This is a genomic window from Xanthobacter nonsaccharivorans (genome assembly GCF_043194755.2).
Classification (GTDB): Bacteria; Pseudomonadota; Alphaproteobacteria; order Rhizobiales; family Xanthobacteraceae; genus Xanthobacter; species Xanthobacter autotrophicus_G.
The window spans coordinates 1284083-1306163 of sequence record NZ_CM195526.1 but is presented as its reverse complement, the minus strand read 5'-3'; the positions used below and the strand labels follow the sequence as shown (position 1 = coordinate 1306163).

General features: G+C 68.8%; 22 protein-coding genes. 11 read left to right on the top strand and 11 right to left on the bottom strand.

Features of this window, described 5'->3' with window-relative positions:
• Nucleotides 1-136 precede the first annotated feature (136 nt).
• The 4 genes from V5F59_RS06005 (at nt 137) to V5F59_RS05990 (ending at nt 5066) form a co-directional block, all read left to right on the top strand.
• A complete protein-coding gene (locus V5F59_RS06005) occupies nt 137-706 on the top strand; it encodes a LysE family translocator (protein WP_393982248.1) in 570 nt (189 codons plus the stop codon).
• Between the two features lie 218 nt (nt 707-924).
• Nucleotides 925-2475 carry a signal recognition particle protein gene (gene ffh, locus V5F59_RS06000; protein WP_393982249.1) on the top strand — a complete coding sequence of 517 codons (1551 nt, stop codon included), beginning with the start codon at nt 925-927 and terminating at the stop codon, nt 2473-2475.
• A gap of 234 nt (nt 2476-2709) precedes the next feature.
• Nucleotides 2710-3075: a 30S ribosomal protein S16 gene (rpsP, locus tag V5F59_RS05995; RefSeq protein ID WP_393982250.1), complete on the top strand. Its 366-nt coding sequence runs from the start codon at nt 2710-2712 to the stop codon at nt 3073-3075.
• A gap of 494 nt (nt 3076-3569) precedes the next feature.
• Complete coding sequence (locus V5F59_RS05990; RefSeq protein ID WP_393982251.1) at nt 3570-5066, top strand: leucyl aminopeptidase; 1497 nt, start codon at nt 3570-3572, stop codon at nt 5064-5066.
• Nucleotides 5067-5084: 18 nt separating this feature from the next.
• Here the strand turns inward: V5F59_RS05990 and V5F59_RS05985 are convergent, their stop codons facing one another.
• Entirely contained in the window at nt 5085-5660 is a 576-nt protein-coding gene (locus V5F59_RS05985) for a hypothetical protein (RefSeq protein ID WP_393982252.1), read from the bottom strand.
• Between the two features lies 1 nt (nt 5661).
• Nucleotides 5662-6000, bottom strand: coding sequence for a hypothetical protein (locus tag V5F59_RS05980; protein WP_393982253.1), 339 nt, complete (start codon nt 5998-6000; stop codon nt 5662-5664).
• A 73-nt stretch (nt 6001-6073) separates the two neighbouring features.
• Here V5F59_RS05980 and V5F59_RS05975 point away from each other — a divergent pair, with 73 nt between their 5' ends.
• On the top strand, nt 6074-6523 hold the full coding sequence (locus tag V5F59_RS05975; protein ID WP_393982254.1) for a DNA polymerase III subunit chi: 450 nt from the start codon (nt 6074-6076) through the stop codon (nt 6521-6523).
• Between the two features lie 162 nt (nt 6524-6685).
• Here V5F59_RS05975 and V5F59_RS05970 read toward each other — a convergent pair whose 3' ends face one another.
• Together V5F59_RS05970 and V5F59_RS05965 are read right to left on the bottom strand one after the other, a co-directional pair.
• Nucleotides 6686-7135 carry a hypothetical protein gene (locus V5F59_RS05970; protein WP_393982255.1) on the bottom strand — a complete coding sequence of 150 codons (450 nt, stop codon included), beginning with the start codon at nt 7133-7135 and terminating at the stop codon, nt 6686-6688.
• Nucleotides 7132-7398 (bottom strand): hypothetical protein, encoded by a 267-nt coding sequence (locus V5F59_RS05965; protein WP_393982256.1) that lies wholly within the window; start codon nt 7396-7398, stop codon nt 7132-7134. Before V5F59_RS05965 ends, V5F59_RS05970 begins: the two co-directional genes overlap by 4 nt.
• A gap of 218 nt (nt 7399-7616) precedes the next feature.
• Here V5F59_RS05965 and V5F59_RS05960 point away from each other — a divergent pair, with 218 nt between their 5' ends.
• A complete protein-coding gene (locus V5F59_RS05960) occupies nt 7617-8240 on the top strand; it encodes a 2-hydroxychromene-2-carboxylate isomerase (protein WP_393982257.1) in 624 nt (207 codons plus the stop codon).
• A gap of 91 nt (nt 8241-8331) precedes the next feature.
• Nucleotides 8332-8787, top strand: a complete 456-nt coding sequence (locus V5F59_RS05955) for a hypothetical protein (RefSeq protein ID WP_393982258.1) — start codon at nt 8332-8334, stop codon at nt 8785-8787.
• A gap of 80 nt (nt 8788-8867) precedes the next feature.
• On the opposite strand, the gene V5F59_RS05950 is transcribed toward V5F59_RS05955, so the two are convergent.
• On the bottom strand, nt 8868-9824 hold the full coding sequence (locus V5F59_RS05950; protein ID WP_393982259.1) for an alpha/beta hydrolase: 957 nt from the start codon (nt 9822-9824) through the stop codon (nt 8868-8870).
• A gap of 123 nt (nt 9825-9947) precedes the next feature.
• On the opposite strand from V5F59_RS05950, the gene V5F59_RS05945 reads away from it, so the two are divergent.
• From V5F59_RS05945 to V5F59_RS05935, 3 genes are all read left to right on the top strand, one after another.
• Nucleotides 9948-10421 carry a secondary thiamine-phosphate synthase enzyme YjbQ gene (locus V5F59_RS05945; protein WP_393982260.1) on the top strand — a complete coding sequence of 158 codons (474 nt, stop codon included), beginning with the start codon at nt 9948-9950 and terminating at the stop codon, nt 10419-10421.
• A 110-nt stretch (nt 10422-10531) separates the two neighbouring features.
• Entirely contained in the window at nt 10532-11206 is a 675-nt protein-coding gene (locus V5F59_RS05940; RefSeq protein WP_393982261.1) for a LuxR C-terminal-related transcriptional regulator, read from the top strand.
• Between the two features lie 141 nt (nt 11207-11347).
• Entirely contained in the window at nt 11348-12712 is a 1365-nt protein-coding gene (locus V5F59_RS05935) for an AmpG family muropeptide MFS transporter (protein WP_393982262.1), read from the top strand.
• 15 nt (nt 12713-12727) lie between these two features.
• On the opposite strand, the gene holA is transcribed toward V5F59_RS05935, so the two are convergent.
• From holA to leuS, 3 genes are read right to left on the bottom strand one after another with little or no spacing between them, the layout of a single operon-like run.
• Entirely contained in the window at nt 12728-13753 is a 1026-nt protein-coding gene (gene holA / locus V5F59_RS05930) for a DNA polymerase III subunit delta (RefSeq protein ID WP_393982263.1), read from the bottom strand.
• A 3-nt stretch (nt 13754-13756) separates the two neighbouring features.
• The gene (gene lptE / locus V5F59_RS05925) at nt 13757-14341 is read right to left on the bottom strand and encodes an LPS assembly lipoprotein LptE (protein WP_393982264.1); all 585 of its coding nucleotides are present in this window, start codon (nt 14339-14341) and stop codon (nt 13757-13759) included.
• Nucleotides 14328-16988 carry a leucine--tRNA ligase gene (gene leuS, locus V5F59_RS05920; RefSeq protein ID WP_393982265.1) on the bottom strand — a complete coding sequence of 887 codons (2661 nt, stop codon included), beginning with the start codon at nt 16986-16988 and terminating at the stop codon, nt 14328-14330. Before leuS ends, lptE begins: the two co-directional genes overlap by 14 nt.
• Before the next feature lie 218 nt (nt 16989-17206).
• Here leuS and V5F59_RS05915 point away from each other — a divergent pair, with 218 nt between their 5' ends.
• The gene (locus tag V5F59_RS05915; RefSeq protein WP_393982266.1) at nt 17207-18655 is read left to right on the top strand and encodes a sodium:proton antiporter; all 1449 of its coding nucleotides are present in this window, start codon (nt 17207-17209) and stop codon (nt 18653-18655) included.
• A 66-nt stretch (nt 18656-18721) separates the two neighbouring features.
• Here the strand turns inward: V5F59_RS05915 and V5F59_RS05910 are convergent, their stop codons facing one another.
• The 3 genes from V5F59_RS05910 to V5F59_RS05900 form a co-directional block, all read right to left on the bottom strand.
• On the bottom strand, nt 18722-19999 hold the full coding sequence (locus V5F59_RS05910; RefSeq protein ID WP_393982267.1) for a cyclopropane fatty acid synthase: 1278 nt from the start codon (nt 19997-19999) through the stop codon (nt 18722-18724).
• 387 nt (nt 20000-20386) lie between these two features.
• Nucleotides 20387-20968, bottom strand: coding sequence for a 50S ribosomal protein L9 (gene rplI / locus V5F59_RS05905; protein ID WP_393982268.1), 582 nt, complete (start codon nt 20966-20968; stop codon nt 20387-20389).
• Between the two features lie 48 nt (nt 20969-21016).
• Nucleotides 21017-21898 (bottom strand): YybS family protein, encoded by an 882-nt coding sequence (locus V5F59_RS05900; RefSeq protein ID WP_393982269.1) that lies wholly within the window; start codon nt 21896-21898, stop codon nt 21017-21019.
• Between the last annotated feature and the right edge of the window lie 183 nt (nt 21899-22081).

The following is a 22081-nucleotide window of genomic DNA, read 5'->3' as shown; positions in this document are numbered from 1 at the left end:
GGCCGTGCCGCCGCCTTTGCCTAGAGTGCGCCCCCGGCGGACAGCCGCGATGCCGCCTGCCTTCCAGGACGCACCGCAGACGTCAGCGCCCCAGAGCACCGCACCACAAGACACCGCATTCCAAGACACCGCATCCATGGGCACGCTCGCCTTTCTCTTCGCCATCTGGGGCCTGCTGCTCACGCCCGGCCCCACCAACACCCTGCTCGCCCTCTCCGGCGCGTCGGCAGGGCTCGCGCGGTCCGTGCGCCTGATGCCGGCGGAGCTTTGCGCCTATCTCCTCGTCACCGTGCCGCTCGCCGTGTTCGGGGCCGAGTTCCTCGCCCGCGAGCCGCTGGTCGCCAGCGCGGTGAAGCTCGCCGCTGCGGGCTGGGTGGCCGTCCTCGCCGTGAAGCTGTGGCGCATCCGGGCGGAAGCGGCGGAAGAGGGCGCGGTGACGGCGCGGCGCGTGTTCGTCACCACCCTGCTGAACCCCAAGGGGCTCATCATCGGCCTCACCCTGCTGCCGCGCGGCGCAGCGCCGGAGTTCCCCCTCCACCTCGGCCTGTTCGCGGCATCGATCCTGGGGGTAGCGCTCATCTGGGCCGGCGGGGGCGCCGTGCTCAACCGTGGCAAGGCAGGAACGCCGATCCTCTACCGGCGGGCGGCGGCCCTGTGGCTCGCCTTCCTCGCGGTGGCGCTCGCCGGCGCGGCGATCCGCGCCTGAGGCGCGCGCGGGCCGGAGATTTGCCTTGCCGGCCCAAACCTGTTAACAGCCTCGTCCTTCACAAGGACGGCCATGCCGATCCGCCGACCGGACCGAGGGTCCGGAGGTCACCGCCCGACAGCGCGATGCGCCCTCGGGCGCGATCTGCGTTGGCTTGCGCGCCGGCGCGCGGTGGGGCGCAAGGCCGGCCGATGTGAAGCCAAACCACACGGACGCCCATGTTCGATACCCTTTCCGACCGCCTCGGCGGCATACTCGACAAGCTGAAGCGGCGCGGCGCCCTCACCGAAGCCGACGTCGGCGAGGCCATGCGCGAGGTCCGCCGGGCGCTGATCGAGGCGGACGTGGCCCTCGACGTGGTGCGCTCCTTCACCGACCGGGTGCGCCAGCGCGCCGTGGGCGTGGAGGTCATCAAGTCCGTCACCCCCGGCCAGATGGTGGTGAAGATCGTCCACGACGAGCTCGTGGCGACCCTGGGCTCCGACGCCGACCCCATCGACCTGAACGCCCCCGCCCCGGTGCCGATCCTGATGGTCGGCCTCCAGGGCTCGGGCAAGACCACCTCCACCGCCAAGATCGCCAAGCGACTCACCGAACGCGGCAAGCGCAAGGTGCTGATGGCCTCGCTCGACACCCGCCGCCCGGCGGCCATGGAGCAGCTGGCCACCCTCGGCAAGCAGGTGGAGGTCGCGACCCTTCCCATCGTCGCCGGCCAGTCTGCCGTGCAGATCGCCAAGCGCGCCATCGAGGCGGCGAAGCTCGGCGGCTACGACGTGGTGATGCTGGACACCGCCGGCCGCGTGACGCTGGACGAGGCCCTCATGGCCGAGGTGGCCGAGGTGAAGGCCGTCACCGGCCCGCACGAGGTGCTGCTCGTCGCCGACAGCCTCACCGGCCAGGACGCGGTGAACACCGCCAAGGCGTTCGACGGCCGCGTGGGCCTCACCGGCATCGTGCTGACGAGAGCCGACGGCGACGGCCGCGGCGGCGCCGCGCTCTCCATGCGCGCGGTCACCGGCAAGCCCATCAAGCTGCTCGGCACCGGCGAGAAGATGGACGCGCTGGAGGATTTCGATCCCCACCGCGTGGCGGGCCGCATCCTCGGCATGGGCGACGTGGTCGCCCTCGTGGAGAAGGCCGCCGAGGCCATCGACCTCGAGAAGGCGAAGATCACCGCCGAGCGCATGCGCAAGGGCACCTTCGACCTCGACGACCTGCGCGGCCAGCTCCAGCAGATGGAGAAGATGGGCGGGCTCGGCGGGCTCATGGGCCTTTTGCCCGGCGTCGCCAAGGTGAAGAACCAGATCGCCTCCGCCAATCTCGACGACAAGGTGTTCAAGCGGCAGGTGGCCATCATCAACTCGATGACGCCGAAGGAGCGCCGCGCGCCCAAGCTGCTCGATGCCTCGCGCAAGCGCCGCATCGCCGCCGGTGCCGGCGCGAAGGTGGAGGACATCAACCGCCTCCTCAAGATGCACCGCCAGATGGCCGACGTGATGAAGGCCATGGGCGGCGCTGCCGGCAAGCGCGGCCCGCTGGCCGGCCTTGCCAACATGATGGGCTTCGGCGGGGGCGGCCCCTCCCCCGAGATGCTGCAGGACATGGCGGAGAAGATGGGCAAGGGCGGCATGCCGGGCGGTCCCGGCGCCGGCCTGCCCCCGAACTTCCCCGGCCTGCCCGGCGGCGGGCTGCCCGCCAAGTTCCCCGGCGGCCTGCCCGGCCTGCCGAAGGGCCTTCCTGGACTGGGAGGGCCCGGCAAGAAGAAGTGACGCCCTCTAGAACCGCCGTCACCCCCCGGCGTGTCCGGGGGGTCCACGCAAGGCCAGGCCCCGACCTCGAAAGGTCGGGCGCGCCGCAGGGTGGATGCCCCGGAACTCGGATGTTCCCGAGTTCCGGCCTTCGAGACGGAAGTCGGCAACAGCCGACTTCCGGACAAGCCGGGGCATGACGGCACCGAGACTCAACCAAACCGAACAACAGTTTCGAATCAAAAGGAAAACACCATGTCCCTCAAGATCCGTCTCGCCCGCGGCGGCGCCAAGAAGCGTCCCTACTACCGCATCGTGATCGCCGACGCCCGCTCTCCCCGCGACGGCCGCTTCATCGAGAAGATCGGCACCTTCAATCCGCTGCTGGCCAAGGACGCCGAGACCCGCGTGGTGCTCGACGTCGAGAAGGCCAAGGCCTGGCTCGAGAAGGGCGCCCAGCCCACCGACCGCGTCGCCCGCTTCCTGGACGCCGCCGGCCTGCTGAAGCGCGAGGCCCGCAATAACCCGAAGAAGGCCGAGCCCGGCGAGAAGGCCAAGGAGCGTGCCAAGGAGAAGGCCGAGAAGGCCGCCGCCGGCACCGAGGAAGCCGCCGCCGAGTGAGACGCGCCATCCCGGCCTTGGTACACTTGCGGAAGGGGGCGCTCGGCGCCCCCTTTCCTTTTGGGGCGGCGCCCTTGCGAATCCCGGACATGGCGCGCGCCCGGAACGTCCCCTCCGCCCCGGCCGACGGCGGCACCAGCGGGAAGGAGGGCCCGCGCCGGCCGAGGGTGCGCCGCAGGGGCAAGAGCCCGCCCCGTTTCCCCCGCCGCAGGATGATCCCCCGCCGCGCGGACTTTTCCCCGGCCGCCGGATCGGCGTTCCGGCTGCGCCGCGCTGGTCCTAAGCCGCGCGGATCGTCCCGCCGCTCCTCGGGAAATGCAACCGCCCGCCCTTCCCATCCCCCGCCTGGCACCTATCTAAGGCTTGGCCCTGAACCCCGGACCTGACGGCAGGCCGCGCGACGCCATGGGCGGTTCCACCGCGCCGCCGGCGGGTCTAGAGAAAAGGGCGAGAGATCGATTCCCTCGAAGCCCATCCTGCCCCCGGAGCGCTGCATGTCCGAACCCGTCACCCTCTCGTTCGCGAGGCTCACCGCGGCACCCAAGGGCGTGCTGATCGTGCTCACCGACGAGAGCCTCGCCTTCGGCACGCAGACGCAGAAGGTGCTGAAGGGGGCGGATGCCGCCCTCACCCGCGCCTTCGATGCCGAGCGCTTCAAGGGCAAGGCCTGGAGCACGGTGGACCTGCTCGCCCCCGCCGGCCTCGATGCGCCGCGGCTCGTGGTCATCTCCGTGGGCAAGGCGGGTGATCTGAAGGCGTCGGATTTCCTGAAGCTCGGCGGCCTGATCGCCGGGAAGATCCCCGCCTCCGCCCGCGAGGCGAGCGTGCTGCTCGACCTGCCCGGCACCAAGATCGCCGCCGAGGCGGCGGCCGATGTGGCGCTGGGCATCCGCCTGCGCAGCTACAGCTTCGATCGCTACAAGACCAAGAAGAAGGACGAGAACGAGCGCGCCGGCCTCGCCGTCACCCTGCTCGTCTCCGACGAGGCGGGCAGCAAGAAGGCCGCCATCGCCCGCGACGCGGTGGGTGACGGCGTGCTGTTCGCCCGGGATCTCGTGAACGAGCCCGCCAACGTGCTCGACCCGCCGGAATTCGCCCGCCGTGCCGAGGAGCACCTCTCCGCCGTGGGCGTGGAGGTGGAGGTGCTGGACGACGAGGCCCTCTCCCGCGCCGGCCTCAGGGCGCTGCTGGGTGTCGGCCAGGGTTCCATCAAGGAAAGCCGCGTGGTGGTGATGCGCTGGAACGGCGGCCCCAAGGATGAGGCCCCGGTGGCCTTCATCGGCAAGGGCGTCACCTTCGACACCGGCGGCATCTCCATCAAGCCGGCCGCCGGCATGGAGGACATGAAGGGCGACATGGGCGGCGCCGCCTGCGTCACCGGCCTGCTCTATGCGCTGGCCGCCCGCAAGGCGAAGGTGAACGCGGTGGGCCTCATCGGCCTGGTGGAGAACATGCCCGACGGCGCCGCCCAGCGCCCCGGCGACATCGTCACCTCGCTTTCCGGCCAGACCATCGAGATCATCAACACCGACGCCGAAGGCCGGCTCGTGCTGTGCGACGTGCTCTGGTACGCCAAGGAGCGCTTCAAGCCCAAGTTCATGATCGACCTCGCCACGCTGACGGGCGCGATCCTGGTGGCGCTGGGCTCGGAATATGCCGGCCTGTTCTCCAACGACGACGCCTTGTCCGAGCGCCTCGCCAAGGCCGGCCAGGAGACCGGTGAGCGGGTTTGGCGCCTGCCGCTGGGCCCGGAATACGACAAGCTGATCGACTCGAAGTTCGCCGACATGAAGAACACCGGCGGCCGCAACGCCGGCTCCATCACCGCCGCCCAGTTCCTCCAGCGCTTCGTGGAGAAGACCCCCTGGGCGCATCTCGACGTGGCCGGCACGGCCATGTCCTCGCCGGCCAGCGACATCAACAAGAGCTGGGGCTCGGGCTGGGGCGTGCGCCTGCTCGACCAGCTGGTGAAGGACAATTACGAGGGATGAGGCCGGAGGCCGAGGGAGCTATTTCCCCTCGGCCTTCTCCTTCGGCGCGCCCGCCCTGGGCGCGCCTCCTTGGGTATCGCCGTCCTTCCCACCATCGTCCTTCGGGGCCTCCGGCGGCAGGCCCAGCTGCTTGCGGAGGTTGGCCAGCTCCAGCGGCAGCTCCACCTTCTCGAACCGCAGGCGCTGCCTTGCGCTATCCTCGGCGACCTGTTCAGCATGCTTGCGCATTGCTGCGCCGAATGCTGCGGCTGAGACCGCAGCGGCGAACATGCCTGCCGTCGCCAGCGGAATCGCGAAGCGCCATTTCTCGAACGTGTCGTCGTGTTTTGCGAACTGATAGACGGCAAGCCCCGAGACGAAGGTAAGAAAAGCGGGAACCACCGCCCCCACCACACTGTCCCGGCTGGCGCCCATGAACAATCCGGTGGTCGCGCCCACCGCAGCGAACGCGAACGCGACCGGCGCCACATCGCGGGCGGCCCTGCGCAACAGAAGCCCCGCAGCACATGCGAGAACGACACCACCCGTCGCGGTTAGAAAGAATGGCACAAACCCGAACAACAGGCTCGCCTTAATATATTGAAGATAGTACATCTTACTTTTCCGGTGCCAAGAATATCTTATCAAGGCTTCTCTTGATCGGATCGTCGACACCTCCGGATCGTTTTTTGTTCAGATCTTTTATGACGCCCTGAACCTGAAAATCCGTGAGTTTATCCGGAACACTGAACATGACACCATCGTTAGCAAAGGTGACGTCGGTAACCGATCTCGGCCCGACTGGCTGGCCCGGACAGACGAAACTCCTGTTGTCACTACAAGCCACGCATTTCGTAATGAGCTTGGGATCCGGACAGCCGGCTGCCACGCCTTGAGCCATCGCCGGAAGAGCCGTTAGAAAGACAAGACTGAGCGAAAGGATGCCCCTGACCATCGCCGCCCCCTGATGCAGCAAAAGGTTGCACAATGGCATCATACACGTTTAGTCGAATTTGAAGAGTGGGATTTTGACCGAGATCCTCTTCTACCACCTCGAACGCCGCCCCCTTGAGGCGGTGCTGCCCACGCTGCTCGAGAAGTCGCTGGAGCGCGGCTGGCGGTGCGTGGTGCAGTGCGGCTCGGCGGAGCGGCGCGATGCGCTCGACGCCCATCTGTGGACCTATAGCGAGGCCTCCTTCCTGCCCCACGGCACGGAGGCCCAGCCATCGCCCGAGCGCCAGCCCATCCTGCTTGCCACCTCGGAGGCCAACCCCAACGGGGCGCAGGTGCGCTTCCTGGTGGATGCCGTGCCGCTGGCCGACGCCACGCCCTATGCCCGCATCGTCCATTTGTTCGACGGGCGGGACGACGAGCAGGTGGCCAAGGCGCGGGAGCGCTGGCGGGAGGCCAAGGCCCAGGGCCACGAGCTCACCTACTGGCAGCAGGAAGAGACCGGCCGCTGGGTGCGCAAGGCATGAGATCGCGGGGCGTCTGAGGGAGCCCCCTTGGCCGGTCTCCCCGGCCCCGGCCAAAGACCGGGGGTGATGGCATTAAAATACCTCAACCCATCGTCAAAGGCGGGTTTCGCCGAATCCCGGCCTGACATCGCCGAAGGTGTCGAAACCCGGCAGGCGCGCGGCTCAGGCCTTCGGCTTGCCGCGGAAGGCCTTGAGCAGCATGGTCAAAAGCGGCAGCACCAAACTCGGAACCGCGGTGAAGCTGGCAAAGCTCGACAGGCTAGCGGACGTGGCCTTGAGGTCGGCGGAGACCGCATCGAGCGCCGACTGGCTCACCTGATTGGCCAGGGCCAGTTCCCGCGGAGGCTTCATCAGCGCCCCGACCACCGCCACCAGGATAGCCAGAAGCAGCCCGCCCCCGCCCACCGACGCCGCAGCCCAGATGGGGCCAAGCGATTGTTCCAGTGCGAGAAAAAGCGCCCCCCCCAGCATCACCACGCTGAAGCCCGCCACCAGCGCCGCAAACGCGAACAGCCCCGCCCGCGCCGCGAAATGGCGCAGGTGGATCTCGGCGATGATGGCGTTGGTGCGCGCGAGAATCCTCAAGTTTCGCGAAAGCTGGTCGATATTCATCGAAGGTTCCTATCCTCCCGCCCCATCCCCCGGAGCCGAACCGGCCGCAGCAGCGCGCCCACCACGGCCCCCACCAGGAAGGCCGCCGCAAGGCTGAGCAAGGGGTTGGGGCGCACCACCCGCCGCACGCCCGACGCCAGCCCGGCGACGGGCCCCTCCTCGTCCGCCGCCGATGCCGAACCCCTCGACATGGCCGACTTCAGCGCCGCATTCGACAGTTCCGACTGGAGCCTCATCAGCTCCGCATGATGCTCCCCGCCCATGAGGCCTCCTGCAAGTGCCCATGCGCTTTCCCCAGAGGGCCCCCCTGGCTCCAGCCTGTCAAGCGCGGGACAAGCGCATGGTTTAAAGGCGATCCGCAGGGACAACGGGCCGGGCCCGAGCGGGGTCCCCGCCGGTGACCCGTCCCACCCACCCTTGCCGTGCCCGCCGGTGTGTCTAGGATGGCGGCCCGTCCCTGCCCTGCCCCCGGCCATCCCTTATGCCCCGCGCCATCGATTATTATTTCTCAAGCGTCAGCCCGTGGACCTTCCTCGGCCATAACCCCTTCATGGACCTGGCGAAACGCCACGGGGCCGAGGTCGTCTTCCGCCCCGTCTTGCTCGGGCCCATCTTCGCCCAGACGGGCGGCCTGCCGCTGGCGAAGCGCGCGCCGGAGCGCCAGCGCTACCGCCTGGTGGAGCTGCAGCGCTGGGGCCTGAAGCGTGGGGTGGAGATCAACATCCACCCGAAGTTCTGGCCATTCGACGGCGCCCTGGCGGACCGCACCCTCATCGCCGCCCTGGAGGCGGGACTGCCGGTGGCGGAGCTGGCGGGCCGCATCTTTTCCGGCGTCTGGCAGCGGGAGGAGAACCTCGCCGATCCCGCGGTCATCGCCGCCATGGCCGACGCGCTGGGCCTGCCCGGCGCCGAGCTGGTGGCCGGGGCGCAGGGCGAGGCGGCGGAAGCCATCTACGCAGCGAACCGCGACAAGGCCCTGGCCGCGGACGTGTTCGGCGCCCCCTCCTATGTGCTCGACGGCGAGGTGTTCTGGGGCCAGGACCGCCTCGACCTGCTGGAGGACGCCCTCGCCAGCGGCCGCGCGCCGTTCCGGGCCATTCCCTAGGGCGAGCCCGCCCCCTTGCGGCCCGGATCAGCCCCTATATGTCCCGCATTCGCATGGCGGGCGCGGGCCCGCTGCGTGTGTGGAGGCGCTTATGATCCGTCCGGCCGCTCCTGTGGGCACCCTTGCGCTGTCCGCGCTCCTCGCCGGCCCCGTGGTGGCCTTGCCGGCGGCCGCCCAGGCGCCGGCGGCTGCGGAAACCACGGCCCCGCGCTTCTCCTTCGCCCCGGTGGACGGCGGCGCGCTGAAGCTTGACCGGGAAACCGGCCGCGTGTCCCTGTGCGCGAAGGGGCCGAGGGGATTTGCCTGCGAGGCGGTGCCTGACAGCCGCGACGCCTACGAGGCCGAGATCGCCCGCCTCCAGGCCGAGCTCGATGCCCTGCGCAGCGCCGGCGCCGCCCAGCCGCGACCTCCGGTGCCGCCCGCGCCGGGGACCCCGCCGGACATGTCCGACCTCGACCGGGCCTTCTCCTACATGGAGCACTTCTACCGGCGCCTGCGCTCCATGATCGAGGAGTATCGGGCCCCCAACGGGCAGGAGCGGCTCTAGGACCCGCGCCGACCTGATTGCACCCGCAGCCAGATCGGATAACGCGCTCCCTTTCTTCGGGTTAATCGCCCGGCCCGTGCTCAGAAATCGCTCAGGAAAGCATCGATGCGCTTCAGCGCCTGGTCGGTGATGGAGCCGGGGAAGCCAATGAAGACGTGGCAGCCGCCCGGATAGACATCGAGCGCGGCCCCGTTGCCCGCCGCCATCCAGGCGCTGGCCATGAACAGCGTGTCGTCCAGCAGCGCGTCGCGGGTGCCGACGGAGAACAGCGCCCTGGGCAGGCCCTTGAGGTCCGCGAGCAGCGGGGAAACGTCCGGATCTTCAGCCTTGCCCGCAAGGCGCAGATAATTGCCGACGAAGAAATTGATGTCGCGGGTGTTCAGCACCAGCGGCAGGTCCCCCCACTGGCGGGCGGAGGGGGTGAGGCGCAGGTCGTAGCAGCCGGCCGTGAGCACCGCCGCCGAGAAGGGCGTGAGGCGGTGCTTGTCGCGCAGGCGCACCAGCGTTGCCACCGAAAGGGTCGCCCCGCCCGATTCGCCGCCGATCACGAAACGCTCGGTGCCGAAGCGCGCCCTGCCTTCCTTCACCAGCCAGAGAGCCGCCGCCTCGCAGTCGTCGGGACCGGCGGGATAGGGCTCCTCCGGGGCAAGCGCGTAGTCCACGGAGACGACGGCGAGGCCGCAGTTGGTCGCGATGCGGTCCGTCAGCCCCTCGTTCTCCCGCGCCGAGCCCAGCGTCCAGCCGCCGCCGTGGATATGGAGATAGACCCCCTTGGGGTCGCCGTCCGGCATCAGGATCCGCACCGGCACGGGGCCGCGCGGGCCGGGAATGGTCTCGATGCGGGCGCGCGGGCTCTCCGGGGGCAACGGAAAGGGGCCCTTGCCCGCGAGCCGGGCGGCGCGGATGACCGCCAGCGGCACGGCCCACCGATCCGGAATCGCGCCGAGCGCCTTGACGATGGCGTCATTCACCATCCGTGTGTCGAGGGCGACCGCAGCTTCCGAGAAGACGGCGGGATCGAGGACGAGCTTCGACATGGACGGGCACCTTCGAGCGAGGACGGCGGCGATGGGGAACCGGCAGGCGCGGGACATGAGGCGCCACAAGAGGTACGTGGGGCAGCCGGCCGACGCAAGCCGGCGTGAAGGAGCATGAGAGGCATGGCGCGCATCACCCGCACTCCCGCGACAGCGGCGGCCGAGGTCCGCCATGTGCAGGCCCGGCTATCGGTGGACACATCCGGCGAGGGCTTCACCGAGATCACCAACGAGGCCTCCGCCTTCCTCGCCGAGATCGGCGCCTCCATGGGGGTGCTCACTTTACTGTGCCGGCACACCTCCGCCTCCCTCACCATCCAGGAAAATGCGGACCCGGACGTGCGCACCGACCTGATCACGGCGCTCCGCAGCCTTGCCCCGCGCGACTTCGGCTGGGTCCATGACACCGAGGGCCCGGACGACATGCCGGCCCATGTCCGCACCCTGCTGAGCGACACCAGCCTGTCCATTCCGGTGTCGGGCGGGCGAATGACACTCGGCACCTGGCAGGGCATCTACCTGATCGAGCATCGCGCGCGGCCGCACCGGCGCGAGGTTGTGCTGGCGTTCACGGGCGCGACGGGGCATATCACCTGAGCAGCTTGTCACGGCTTCGCCATGGACGGATGATCGGCGAAACCGATTCGCCATGGCCTGCTTGTCCTTGCGGAACAACAGGCAGAAGCCGCTCGGGGGGAGGAAGAGCATTGGGAGAAGACGCCGGGAGCGCCCTGCGCCTCGTCATCGCCGACGATCATCCCCTGTTCCGCGGCGCCCTGAGGGAAGCGGTCCTGGGCGGTCACGCAGACGCGGGGATCGAGGAAGTCGGCACCTTCGACGACCTCACCGCGCTTCTCGAGCGCGATCCGGATTTCGACCTCGTGCTGCTCGACCTCACAATGCCTGGCGCGCGCGGGTTCTCCGGCCTCATCTACCTCAGGGCGCAATACACCGCGATCCCGGTGGTGGTGGTTTCCGGCAATGAAGAATCGGCGGTGATCCGCCGTTGCCTCGACCTCGGTGCCTCCGGCTTCATTCCCAAGACCATGGGCGTCGGCAACATGCGCGACGCCATCGCCGGCGTGCTGAAGGGCGAGACCTTCGTGCCGCCGGACATCAGCCTCAACGCCAAGGCGGACGCCGAGACCGACGCGATCATCGCCCGCCTCGCCACGCTGACGCCGCAGCAGGTGCGCGTGCTCATGATGCTGTCCGAAGGCCGGCTCAACAAGCAGATCGCCTACGAGCTCTCCGTCTCCGAGGCGACGGTGAAGGCCCACGTCTCCGCCATCCTGCAGAAGCTCGGGGTGGAAAGCCGGACCCAGGCCGTGATCGCCGTGTCCAAGGTGGAGACGGGGCTCTGGAGCCAGCACCAGGCGTGACCAGAAGGCTGCGGCCTGCGCCGCCCCGGTAGGGACCTTTTCACCGGTCATGGTCATAAAGCGGGTTGGGACCGGTGCGCCGCGCGCTGCGTCCCGCCACGGCATGCCGCCCGGAGTCCCGGGAACGGCCGAAGGATCCACATGACCGAGCAAAGCCTCAGCCCGACCGCCGCCACCGGACCGCAGCGCCGGTCCCTGAAGGATGCCATCGCGCTCTACACCAGGCGCGACGTGCTCACCGTCAGCCTGCTCGGCTTTTCCTCGGGCCTGCCACTGGCGCTGACGGGCGGCACGCTCTCCCTGTGGATGAAGGACGTGGGGGTGACGCTCACCGCCATCGGCCTCTTCAGCCTTGTCGGCCTGCCCTACACCCTGAAATTCCTGTGGGCGCCAGTGCTCGACGCGGTGGACGTGCCTCTTCTCTCGCGCCTCATGGGCCGGCGGCGCGGGTGGCTGCTGGCGTGCCAGATCGTGCTGATCGCCGCCATCTCCGCCCTTGCGCTGCAGGACCCCATCGCCTCGCCCTTCGCCGTCGCCGCCTGCGCTCTCGCGGTCACCATCGCCTCGGCGACGCAGGACATCGCCGTCGACGCCTTCCGCGTGGAGCGGCTGGACAGCTCCAGCGAGCAGGCCGCCGGCATGGCGGGCTATGTCACCGGCTACCGCATCGCCATGCTGGCCACCGGCGCGGGCGTCATCGCCCTGGTGGCCTTCCTGGAGGAAGCCCTCGGCCTGCCGCGCGGCACCAGCTGGTTCTGGGGCTACATGATCGCGGCGGCGTGCGTCGCCATCGGCATCCTCGCCACCCTGTTCGCCCGCGAGCCGAAGGCACCGGAACGGGCGGCGGACGAGGGCACCGGACACCGGCTGATCGCCACCACGGTGGGAGCGTTCAGCGAGTTCCTCCGCCGCGACCAGGCGGTGATGATCCTGCTGTTCGTGATGCTGTTCAAATTCTGCGATGCCTTCGCCGGCGTGCTCACCGGGCCGTTCGTGCTGGACATCGGCTTCAGCAAGCAGACCTATGTGGAGATCGTGAAGGTAGTGGGCTTCGGCGGCACCATCGCCGGCAGCTTCGTGGGCGCCTATTTCGCCCGCGCCTATCCGCTCATCACCTGCCTGTGGATCTCCGGCGTGCTGCAGATCACCTCCAACCTCGGCTTCACCGCGCAGGCCTATGCGGGGCCGAATGCCGCGGTGCTCACCGGCGTGATCCTGATCGAGAACTTCACCAGCGCCATCGGCACGGTGATCTTCGTCGCCTATCTCTCCGCCTTGTGCGGCGCGCGCGAGCACACGGCGACCCAATATGCGCTGCTGACCGCGCTCACCGCCGTGGGGCGCACCCTGCTCGGCTCCTCCAGCGGCGCCATCGCCGAGGCATCGGGCTGGCCGCTCTTCTTCATCCTTACCGCCGTGGCCGGGCTGCCGGGCCTCCTCGCCCTGGCGTGGCTGCAGGCGAAGGGGCATTTCCGCGCGCTGAAGCTGGGCGATGCGCCGGCTTGAGCCGGGAGGGGCGGCCTACCGCCGCCGCCCCGCGAGCTGGGCGACCTGCAGCACCACCCGCTCGCAGATGGCGGGGCTGAGGCCGGCATTACGCCGGCCGGCGAGGACCGCATCGTCCACCGCCAGCAGCGCCTTCATGCAGCGGTCGGGATCGAGGGCGCGCAACGCCTTCTCCAGCTTGGGCTTGCGGGAAAAATGCACCTGCGGCCGGGCCGAATTGACCACCTGCTCCGCACTGGCGCCCGATGCCACCTGGAGCGCCATCTGGTGCAGGGACGACAGCGCCCGCAGCAATGCGCCCAGCACCGCATCGGGCCGGGTCGCCGCACCAAACGCCTTGGTAAGGGCAAGCAGCGCCTCACGCGGGTCGCCAGCCAAAGCGGAATCCACCACGTCATCAAGCGCGAGGGCCGAGGCATCGCCGACGATAGTCCGCACATCCTCGGCGCTGACCCGGCTCATGCCCTGCGCATAGAGGATGAGCTTGGAGATCTCGCCGCGCGAGGCCATGCGGTCGCCGCCGATGAGGGAAACCAGCAGCTCCTTCGCATCCCGGTCTATGGCAAGGCCGGCTTCGGCCATCATGCCGTCGACGAGGCGGGCGAGGTCCCGCTCGGTATCGGCGTAGCAGGCGATGGCAAGCGCATTGGCCGCGCCCTCGCACAGGCTGCGCAAGGGAGCCCCCTTCTTCAGGTCGCCAGCCTCCACCACCACCAGCGCATCGCTGGGATTGGAGAGCACGGGCTGGAGAGCGGGGACGATGTTGCGGCTGCCGGCGCGCACCCACACCACCCGCTCGCCACCGAACAGGCCGATGGTGGAGGTCTCGTCGATCAGCCGACGCGGGTCGGAGGCGATCTCGTCGCCTTCCAGGCGCACCAGGGCGAAGGGATCCTGCGCATCGGGCACCACCCGGCGCACGAGGCCCTGGGCACGCTCATGCACCAGACCCGTATCCGGCCCGAAGATAAGAATGACGCACTTCGACGGGTCGCGCCTGGCGAGCGCCGCCTCGGCGTCGCCGGGGCGCACCGCGACCATGGGTCAGCTTCCGGAGCCGGGAGCGGCGTTGGCCGTGCGGATGAAGTGCGCCGCGAGCTGCGCCTTGATCTGGTCCGCCACGGAGCGGGCCGCGCGCTTCTCCGCGTCGATGCCGGCGCTGTAATTGGCGAAGCGCTGGTCGCTGGTGTCGATCGTGGCGGTGCCGGAGGCCAAGCCCTCGGCGACGGGCTTCTTCTTTTCGTCGCCCGCCTTGATCAGCCGCCAGTTGGCGGACACCCGCACGATCTGGTTCTCCGGCAGGCCGGAGGCCGAATTCACCAGCGCCGTGGAGGTCGAGGTATCCACGGAGATGATCATCTGCAGCGGCGCGCCCTTCGGATTCCCCTCGCCACCCGTCAGGGCGAAGATGAGATCGTTGCGCACCTCGTTGCCGAGGCGCCCCTGGATCTGGACGATCTCCACATCCTTGAAGCGGTCGAGCAGCGCTGGCCCGCCCACCGTGGAATTTTGCGCATACATGGGCTGGAAGCAGCCGGCGAGCGCGCCCGCGAGCGCGCACACCACCGCGAGCCGAGCGAGAAGGCGCACGGGGCGGACTGCGAGGGACGAGGGATCAGGCAACGACATTCACGATCCTCTGCGGCACCACGATGATACGCTTTGGCGCGCGCCCGTCGAGAGCCCGCTGCACGCTTTCGAGTTTCAGCACCGCCGCTTCCACTTCCGCCGGGGTGGCCTCGCGCGGGACGACGATGTCGTCGCGCTTCTTGCCATTGATCTGGATCGGAAGTGTGACCGTGTCCTGCCGGAGCAGGTCGGCCTCGGTCGCAGGCCAGGAGGCCTGCGCCATCAGCGTGTCGTGGCCGAGGGCCACCCAGCACTCCTCGGCGAGGTGCGGCACCATGGGAGCGACCACGGAGGCCAGCATCTGCGCGGCTTCGCGCAGGGCGAAGGCGAGATCCGCCGGAACGTCGCCGGCCGCACGGGCCGTGGCGATGGCCGCGCCGAAGCCGTTGGCGAACTCGTGGACGTGGGCGACCGCCACATTGAAGCGCAGGCGCTCGATGTCCTCCGCGACCGTGGCGACCAGCCCGTGGGCGGCCCGGCGCAGGCCGAGGGCCACCTCGCCGAAGGCGTCCGGCTTCGGCGCATCCTTCGCCGCGCCGAGCTCCACCCCCTCATGCACCAAGCGCCACACGCGCTGCACGAAGCGCCAGGCGCCCTCGATGCCACCCTGGGTCCACTCGCTGTCGCGCTCGGGCGGGGTGTCGGAGAGCATGAACCAGCGGGCGCAGTCCACGCCGTAGGTATCCGCCACCACCTCGGGCGCCACCACGTTGCGCTTGGACTTGGACATCTTCTCCGGCGGGGAGACGGTGACGGGGGTGCCGTCGGCGATCTTCACCGCCTTGCCGTTGCCGAGAAGCTTGACCTCCTCCGGGAACAGCCACTTGCCGTCGGCGTCCTTGTAGGTCTCGTGGACGATCATGCCCTGGGTGAAGAGGCCGGCGAACGGCTCCTCCAGGTCCACCCGGCCGCATTTCCTGAGCGCGCGGGTGAAGAAGCGCGAATAGAGCAGGTGCAGGATCGCGTGCTCGATGCCGCCGATATACTGGTCCACCGGCAGCCAGTGGCTGACCGCCGCCTTGTCCAGCGGCTTCTCCACATTGTCCGAGGCATAGCGCAGGAAATACCAGGACGAATCCACGAAGGTGTCCATGGTGTCCGTCTCGCGCCGGGACGGCTTGCCGCATTTGGGGCATGGCACGTCGCGCCAGGCCTTGGCCCGGTCCAGCGGGTTGCCGGGACGGTCGAAGGTCACGTCGTCCGGCAGTTCCACCGGCAGCTGGTCGCGGGGCACGCCCACCGGACCGCAGTCGTCGCAATGGATGACCGGGATGGGGCACCCCCAGTAGCGCTGGCGGGAGATTCCCCAGTCGCGCAGGCGGAAGTTCACGCGGCGCGTGCCCTGCGCCTCGTCGCCCACGCGGAAGCGCTCCAGCTGGCGGGCCACGGCCTCCTTGGCGTCCGGCACGCTCATGCCGTCCATGAAGCCGGAGTTGAACAATGTGCCGTCGCCGTCATAGGGCCCCTCGGCCACCGAGAAGGTGGCGGGGTCGGCGTCCGGAGGCAGCACCACCGGGGTGATGGGCAGCCGGTACTTGGTGGCGAAGTCGAAATCGCGCTGGTCGTGCGCCGGGCAGCCGAAGATGGCGCCGGTGCCATAGTCCATCAGCACGAAATTGGCGACGTACACGGGCACGGTGCGGCCGGCGTCCAGCGGATGGACGACCTCAAGGCCGGTGAAGAAGCCCTTCTTCTCCTGGGTCTCGATCTCCTCGGCCGAGGTGCCGCCGCGCTTGCACTCGGCCACGAACTCGGACAGGGCCGCATCCGTGCCCGCCATGTGCCGCACCAGCGGATGGTCCGGCGACAGGGCGAGGAAGGAGGCGCCGAACAGGGTGTCGGGGCGGGTGGTGTAGACCTTCACCGCCCGGGTGGCCGCGGGCAGCTTGCCGGAGGCGACAGAGCCCTTGGCAAACTCGAACAGCACCTCGAGACCTTCCGAGCGGCCGATCCAGTTGCGCTGCATGAGGCGCACCTTGTCGGGCCAGCGGTCCAGCGTGTCGATGGCGTCCAGCAGCTCCTGGGCGAAATCGGTAATGCGCAGGAACCATTGGGAGAGCTTGCGCCGCTCCACGATGGCGCCCGAGCGCCAACCGCGCCCATCGATCACCTGCTCGTTGGCGAGCACGGTGTTGTCCACCGGGTCCCAGTTGACCTCGCTCTCCTTGCGATAGGCGAGTCCGTGGTCCAGGAAGTCGAGGAAGATGCGCTGCTGCTCCACATAATAGGACGGGTCGCAGGTGGCGATCTCGCGGTTCCAGTCGAGCGAGAGGCCGAGCAGCTGCAACTGCTCGCGCATGGAGGCGATGTTCTCGTAGGTCCAGCTCTTGGGGTGGATGCCGCGCTCGATGGCGGCATTCTCGGCCGGCAGGCCGAAGGCATCCCAGCCCATGGGATGGAGCACGTTGAAGCCCTGCATGCGCTTGTAGCGCGCGAGCACGTCGCCCATCACATAGTTGCGGCCGTGACCGATGTGGATGCGCCCCGACGGATAGGGGAACATCTCCATGACGAAGAATTTCGGGCGCGGGTCGTCATTGCGCGTGCGGAAGATGCCGCGCTCGGCCCAGGTCTTCTGCCACTTGGGTTCGGCTTCGCGGGCGTTGTAGCGATCCTGCGCCTTGTCCTGAGAGCGATCTTGGGTCATGGGTCCGTCGGGGGTAAAAACGGGCGGGACTAGGACAGAAACGCGCCCGCGGGTCAACCTTTCTCCCCTCCCCGCCCAGCGGGCCATGGCGCCGCGGCGACACCCGGCACGCGGCCGGTTCATTCCCCTGTGTCATATGGTGGCGCGGCGCACGCTGCGGCCTTGCCTCACGCCGCGCGATCGTCCATCAAATCCATCGGGCAATCTGGAGGGTGGCAATGGCGGCGTACCGTTGCGGGAAGATCTTCGCTTGCGGAGCTGCTGCCATAGGTCTCCTGCTCATCGCCGCCGCCCCCGCGCTGGCGGCGGACGGGGTGCCGGTGCTCAACGGGGCGAAGCTCTCGCCTTTGTGGGCCATCCCATTCGCGGGCATGCTTCTGTCCATCGCGCTGTTTCCGTTGCTGGCCCCGCATTTCTGGCACCACCATTACGGCAAGGTGGCGCTGTTCTGGGCCCTCGCCTTTGCTGTGCCCTTCGCGCTGACCTACGGCCCCTCGGCCACGGCGCATGAGGTGGTGCACACGGCGCTGCTCGAATACATCCCCTTCATCGTCCTGCTGTTCGCCCTCTTCACCGTGTCCGGCGGCATTCTCGTCGCCGGCAACCTGAAGGGCACGCCGGAAACCAATACCATCATCCTCGCCATCGGCACGGTCATCGCCAGCCTCATCGGCACCACCGGCGCCTCCATGGTGCTCATCCGCCCCCTGCTCCGCGCCAATGACGAGCGGCGGCACAATGTGCACACGGTGGTGTTCTTCATCTTCCTGGTGTCGAACATCGGTGGCTCCCTGACGCCGCTGGGCGATCCGCCGCTGTTCCTCGGCTTCCTCAAGGGCGTGAACTTCTTCTGGACCTCCACGCACCTGCTGCATGACACGGCGGTGATCGCAGGCATCCTGCTCGTCGCCTATTACCTCATCGACAAGTATTTCTACGCGAAGGAGGGGGCCCATCCCCCGCGGGTCGACCGCACGCCGGAGACGGAAGGCCTTGGCCTGCGCGGGGCGCAGAACATCCCGCTGCTCGGCGGCATCATCGGCGCCATCCTCATCAGCGCCCTGTGGAAGCCCGGCATCACCTTCGACGTCTACGGCACCCGCGTGGAGCTGCAGTGGATCGCGCGCGACGTCCTCCTCCTGCTGTTTGCCGGGATCTCCCTCCTCATCACCCCCCAGCTGCTGCGCGAGCGCAACGGCTTCGACTGGGAGCCCATCCGGGAGGTGGCGAAGCTGTTCGCCGCCATCTTCCTCACCATCATCCCGGTAATCGCCATCCTGAAGGCGGGCGCGAACGGTGCCTTCTCGCCCCTCGTGGCGCTGGTGACGGGACCGGACGGGCAGCCGGTGAACGTGTGGTACTTCTGGCTGACCGGCGCGCTCTCCGCCTTCCTCGACAACGCGCCCACCTATCTCGTCTTCTTCAACCTCGCTGGCGGCGACCCCCACCAGCTCATGGGGCCGATGGCGGTGACGCTGGAGGCGATCTCGGCCGGCGCCGTCTTCATGGGCGCCATGACCTATATCGGCAATGCTCCGAACTTCATGGTGCTCTCCATCGCCCGCCACCGCGGCGTGAAGATGCCGAGCTTCTTCGGCTACATGCTGTGGTCGATCGGCTTCCTGGTGCCGTGCTTCGCCCTGCTCACGCTGCTTTACTTCGTCTGAGGCGAAGCCGGATGCCCGGGCATCCGGCCGGGCATCCCCGCCACTGAAGGCACCCTGGCCGCGCGCCTACTCACCGGCGAGCCGCAAGGGCGTCCGGGCTGCCGCCTCCGCCTTGCGCAGGCGCTCCTCCGCCATTTCCAGATAGGCGCGCGTCAGCGGCACCGCCTCCTGCCGGCGGGCAAGCTGGATCTGGAACACGTTGAGGCCCTGGTGGCGGAAGCCCATCTCGCTGGCGGCGAGGTAGAATTCCCACATCCGGCAGAACCGCTCGTCGGTCAGGCGCACGGCCTCCTCCCAGCGGGCGAGGAAGCGCTGGCGCCAGGCCTTCAGCGTCTCGGCATAATGCAGGCGCAGCAGCTCGATGTCGGTGACGACGAGCCCCGCCTTCTCGATCTGCGGCAGCACCTCCGACAGGGCCGGAATGTAGCCGCCGGGGAAGATGTACCTGGCGATGAAGGGGTTGGTGACGCCCGGGGGGTCGGACCTGCCGATGGCGTGCAGCAACATTACCCCATCCTCCTTCAGCAGGCTCCGCGCCTTGCGGAAGAAGGCGCCGAAATGGTCGACGCCCACATGCTCGAACATGCCTACCGAGACAATGCGGTCGAACGGGCCCTCAACGTCGCGATAGTCGCGCAGCTCGAAGCTCACGCGTTCCGAAAGGCCGCGTTCGGCGGCACGGGTACGGGCGAGCGCCAGCTGCTCCTTCGACAGGGTGACGCCCGAGACCTTCGCCCCCGCCTGCTCGGCGAGATAGAGGCCGAGGCCACCCCAGCCGGAGCCGATGTCAAGCACCGACATGTCCTTGCGGTCGAGCACCAGCTTGGCCGCGATATGGCGCTTCTTGGCCAGCTGGGCATCGTCGAGGCTCTGGCCCTCATGCTCGAAATAGGCGCAGCTGTACTGCCGGTCGTGGTCGAGGAAGAGGGAATAGAGGCGCCCGTCGATGTCGTAATGGTGCGCCACATTGCGTTGCGAGCGCCCGCGCGGATTGAACTGGACGACGCGGCGCGACACCCGCCGCAGCAAATAGAACAGCTTCGCCGGCGCCGTGGGATTGACCGCGCAGGGCTGCGACATGACCAGATCGAGGAAGTCGGCGATGCTGCCGCGCTCCACCACCAGCGTGCCGTCCATATAGGCTTCGCCGAGCTTCAGCTCCGGATCGAGGATGATGCCGCGCTCGGCCGCCGGGCAGGTGATGCGCACGGCGACCGGCGCCGGTCCCGGAGGCGCGCTCCCCACATGGAGCGTGCGGCCGGAGGCGGTGGTCACCTCCAGGGCACCCTTCACGACCACCCGTTGCAAGACCCCTTGCAAGGCACTTTCCAGCAAGCGCTCCATCGGCAGTCTCCGTCCGTCGTCAGTTCAGGTCCTTTCTCCTGCATCCGGCGCAGAAAACCCGACTGTGCGGAGGCTCAACCGCGCGACAAAGCTCCGCTCCAGCGACAACGTCAGTGGGCTCACTTCGGTTCATGCCTGCCGCGCTGGGCACGGCCAACCGGAGCGATCCTGCCGGATGCCCGCAACTGGTTTCATGAAACCATCAACCCTGCGGCATCGCAATATGTCGAAATCGCGACAGCGACGGCGACACCTCACGTCACCGCGAGCGCGGCCCCGAAGCGGTGCGCGAGAGGGCCACAAACGGTAAACGGCGCCCCGGCCAGGCCGGGACGCCGCTCACAACTCCGCAGACCTGCCCCCGTTCAGGACGGAAGCGGAAAGGCCTCAGGCCTCGGTGCCTTCCTCGGCCGCCAGCTCGGCGGCGACTTCGGCCCGCTCAATGGCGAGCTCGGCCTCGATCTCGGCGTCCTCGTCACGGGCGGTGCGCACGTCCTCGCCGCGGGCCTGGCGCTCGGCCTCCTCGGCGTTGCGGGCGACGTTCACCTGCACGGTCACCTCGACCTCCGGGTGCAGCGTCACCGGGACGATGTGCAGGCCGAGGGTCTTGATGGGGTGGTTGAGGACCACCTGCTGGCGATCGAGATGGAAGCCGGCGGCGGTGAAGCCATCGGCGATGTCGCGGGTGGAGACGGAGCCGTAGAGCTGGCCGCTCTCGCCCGCCTGGCGAAGCATCACCACAGCCTGGCCATTCAGCTTCTCGGCCACGGCCTCGGCGTCCTTGCGGCGCTCCAGGTTGCGGGCCTCGAGCTCGATCTTCATGCTCTCGAAGCGGTCCTTGTTCGCCTTGGTGGCGCGCAGGGCCTTGCCGTTCGGCAGCAGGAAGTTGCGGGCGTAGCCGTCGCGCACCTTCACCACTTCGCCCATCTGGCCGAGCTTGGCGACGCGCTCGAGAAGAATGACGTCCATCTTGGTTCTCCTTGTCTCGTGTTGTTCAGGATCTGGAATTGAAAGGGATCAGCGGTCGTTGGCCGCCGGTGGTCCGTTCCCCGCGGCCAGGCGGGAGCGGAAATCGAACATGCCGTCGACAAAGCCGAGCACCGCCATGGCCAGCACCGGCCACCCCAGCACCAGCGCGGTGAGCCACAGCGCCGCCAGGACGAGGAAGCGAGCCGAATGCCCCGCCGTGACGGCGTGCACCACCGCGAAGCCCGCCAGCGCATAGGCGCACACCAGCGTCGCCGCCGCCGCAGATGCCGACAGGCCCAGGATGGACCCCGCCATGCTGAGGCCGATGGCCACCGCAAGCACGAGCGAGGTCGCCGCCGGCAGCCGGAAGGTGGCGATGGACGGCCACGGCCGCTTCAGCCGGCCGGAGATCAGCGCCGCACGGGCGGCGAGATAAAGGCAACCGAGCTGCGCCACCATGATGGTGGTTGCGGCAAGCCCCGGCAGCGCGTGCGCGAACAGGACGCCGAGGACGGATGGGTCATATTCCCTGCCGAGCGAGCCCTGCGGCAGCCCCTGGCTCGAGAACACGGCTTCCACCAAGGCAACCGTAGCCGCGCGGTAGGCATCATAGCCGCCGCCCAGGGTGAACAGGGTCACGGCGACGGCGAGGGTGGAGAAGGCGGCCGCGATCAGCACCAGCCCGCCCACGGGAAACCAGACCAGCCCGTCCCGGGCAGCTGGGTCCGGGCGGGCGAGCATGGCGGCATAGGACAGGCCGAAGGCCGGCCCGCCAAGCCCGAGGATGTAGGGGAACAATGCGGCGCCGCCGAATGTCAGCGCGAGGCCCGCGCCCGCGACCATCACCGCGAGAAAAGCGGCGAGCGGCGAGAAGGCGATGCCGGCGATCACCACCGGCAGAGGCGACAGGTAGAAAAGCGGGGCAGCCATGATCGAGCCCGCCGCGGCACCGACGGCGAGAAGCGCAGAGGCCGCACCCGCGGCCAGGGCTATGATCAGGATCGGTCCCATATCGACAAGCTGTCCCGCTCGCGCGGTTAGAGGCGGCTCTTGTGGACCACCCCAGCAGGCACCCCGGGGCTCATTCCCCGCGGCGCGTCGCCATTTATGACG

Excerpts from the sequence above, each read along its gene's own strand:
- V5F59_RS06005 (WP_393982248.1), top strand. The coding sequence starts at position 137 with ATGGGCACGCTCGCCTTTCTCTTCGCCATCTGGGGCCTGCTGCTCACG.
- ffh (WP_393982249.1), top strand. The coding sequence starts at position 925 with ATGTTCGATACCCTTTCCGACCGCCTCGGCGGCATACTCGACAAGCTG.
- rpsP (WP_393982250.1), top strand. The coding sequence starts at position 2,710 with ATGTCCCTCAAGATCCGTCTCGCCCGCGGCGGCGCCAAGAAGCGTCCC.
- V5F59_RS05990 (WP_393982251.1), top strand. The coding sequence starts at position 3,570 with ATGTCCGAACCCGTCACCCTCTCGTTCGCGAGGCTCACCGCGGCACCC.
- V5F59_RS05985 (WP_393982252.1), bottom strand. The coding sequence starts at position 5,660 with ATGTACTATCTTCAATATATTAAGGCGAGCCTGTTGTTCGGGTTTGTG.
- V5F59_RS05980 (WP_393982253.1), bottom strand. The coding sequence starts at position 6,000 with ATGGTCAGGGGCATCCTTTCGCTCAGTCTTGTCTTTCTAACGGCTCTT.
- V5F59_RS05970 (WP_393982255.1), bottom strand. The coding sequence starts at position 7,135 with ATGAATATCGACCAGCTTTCGCGAAACTTGAGGATTCTCGCGCGCACC.
- V5F59_RS05965 (WP_393982256.1), bottom strand. The coding sequence starts at position 7,398 with ATGGGCGGGGAGCATCATGCGGAGCTGATGAGGCTCCAGTCGGAACTG.
- V5F59_RS05960 (WP_393982257.1), top strand. The coding sequence starts at position 7,617 with ATGCCCCGCGCCATCGATTATTATTTCTCAAGCGTCAGCCCGTGGACC.
- V5F59_RS05955 (WP_393982258.1), top strand. The coding sequence starts at position 8,332 with ATGATCCGTCCGGCCGCTCCTGTGGGCACCCTTGCGCTGTCCGCGCTC.
- V5F59_RS05950 (WP_393982259.1), bottom strand. The coding sequence starts at position 9,824 with ATGTCGAAGCTCGTCCTCGATCCCGCCGTCTTCTCGGAAGCTGCGGTC.
- V5F59_RS05945 (WP_393982260.1), top strand. The coding sequence starts at position 9,948 with ATGGCGCGCATCACCCGCACTCCCGCGACAGCGGCGGCCGAGGTCCGC.
- V5F59_RS05935 (WP_393982262.1), top strand. The coding sequence starts at position 11,348 with ATGACCGAGCAAAGCCTCAGCCCGACCGCCGCCACCGGACCGCAGCGC.
- holA (WP_393982263.1), bottom strand. The coding sequence starts at position 13,753 with ATGGTCGCGGTGCGCCCCGGCGACGCCGAGGCGGCGCTCGCCAGGCGC.
- lptE (WP_393982264.1), bottom strand. The coding sequence starts at position 14,341 with ATGTCGTTGCCTGATCCCTCGTCCCTCGCAGTCCGCCCCGTGCGCCTT.
- leuS (WP_393982265.1), bottom strand. The coding sequence starts at position 16,988 with ATGACCCAAGATCGCTCTCAGGACAAGGCGCAGGATCGCTACAACGCC.
- V5F59_RS05915 (WP_393982266.1), top strand. The coding sequence starts at position 17,207 with ATGGCGGCGTACCGTTGCGGGAAGATCTTCGCTTGCGGAGCTGCTGCC.
- V5F59_RS05910 (WP_393982267.1), bottom strand. The coding sequence starts at position 19,999 with ATGGAGCGCTTGCTGGAAAGTGCCTTGCAAGGGGTCTTGCAACGGGTG.
- rplI (WP_393982268.1), bottom strand. The coding sequence starts at position 20,968 with ATGGACGTCATTCTTCTCGAGCGCGTCGCCAAGCTCGGCCAGATGGGC.
- V5F59_RS05900 (WP_393982269.1), bottom strand. The coding sequence starts at position 21,898 with ATGGCTGCCCCGCTTTTCTACCTGTCGCCTCTGCCGGTGGTGATCGCC.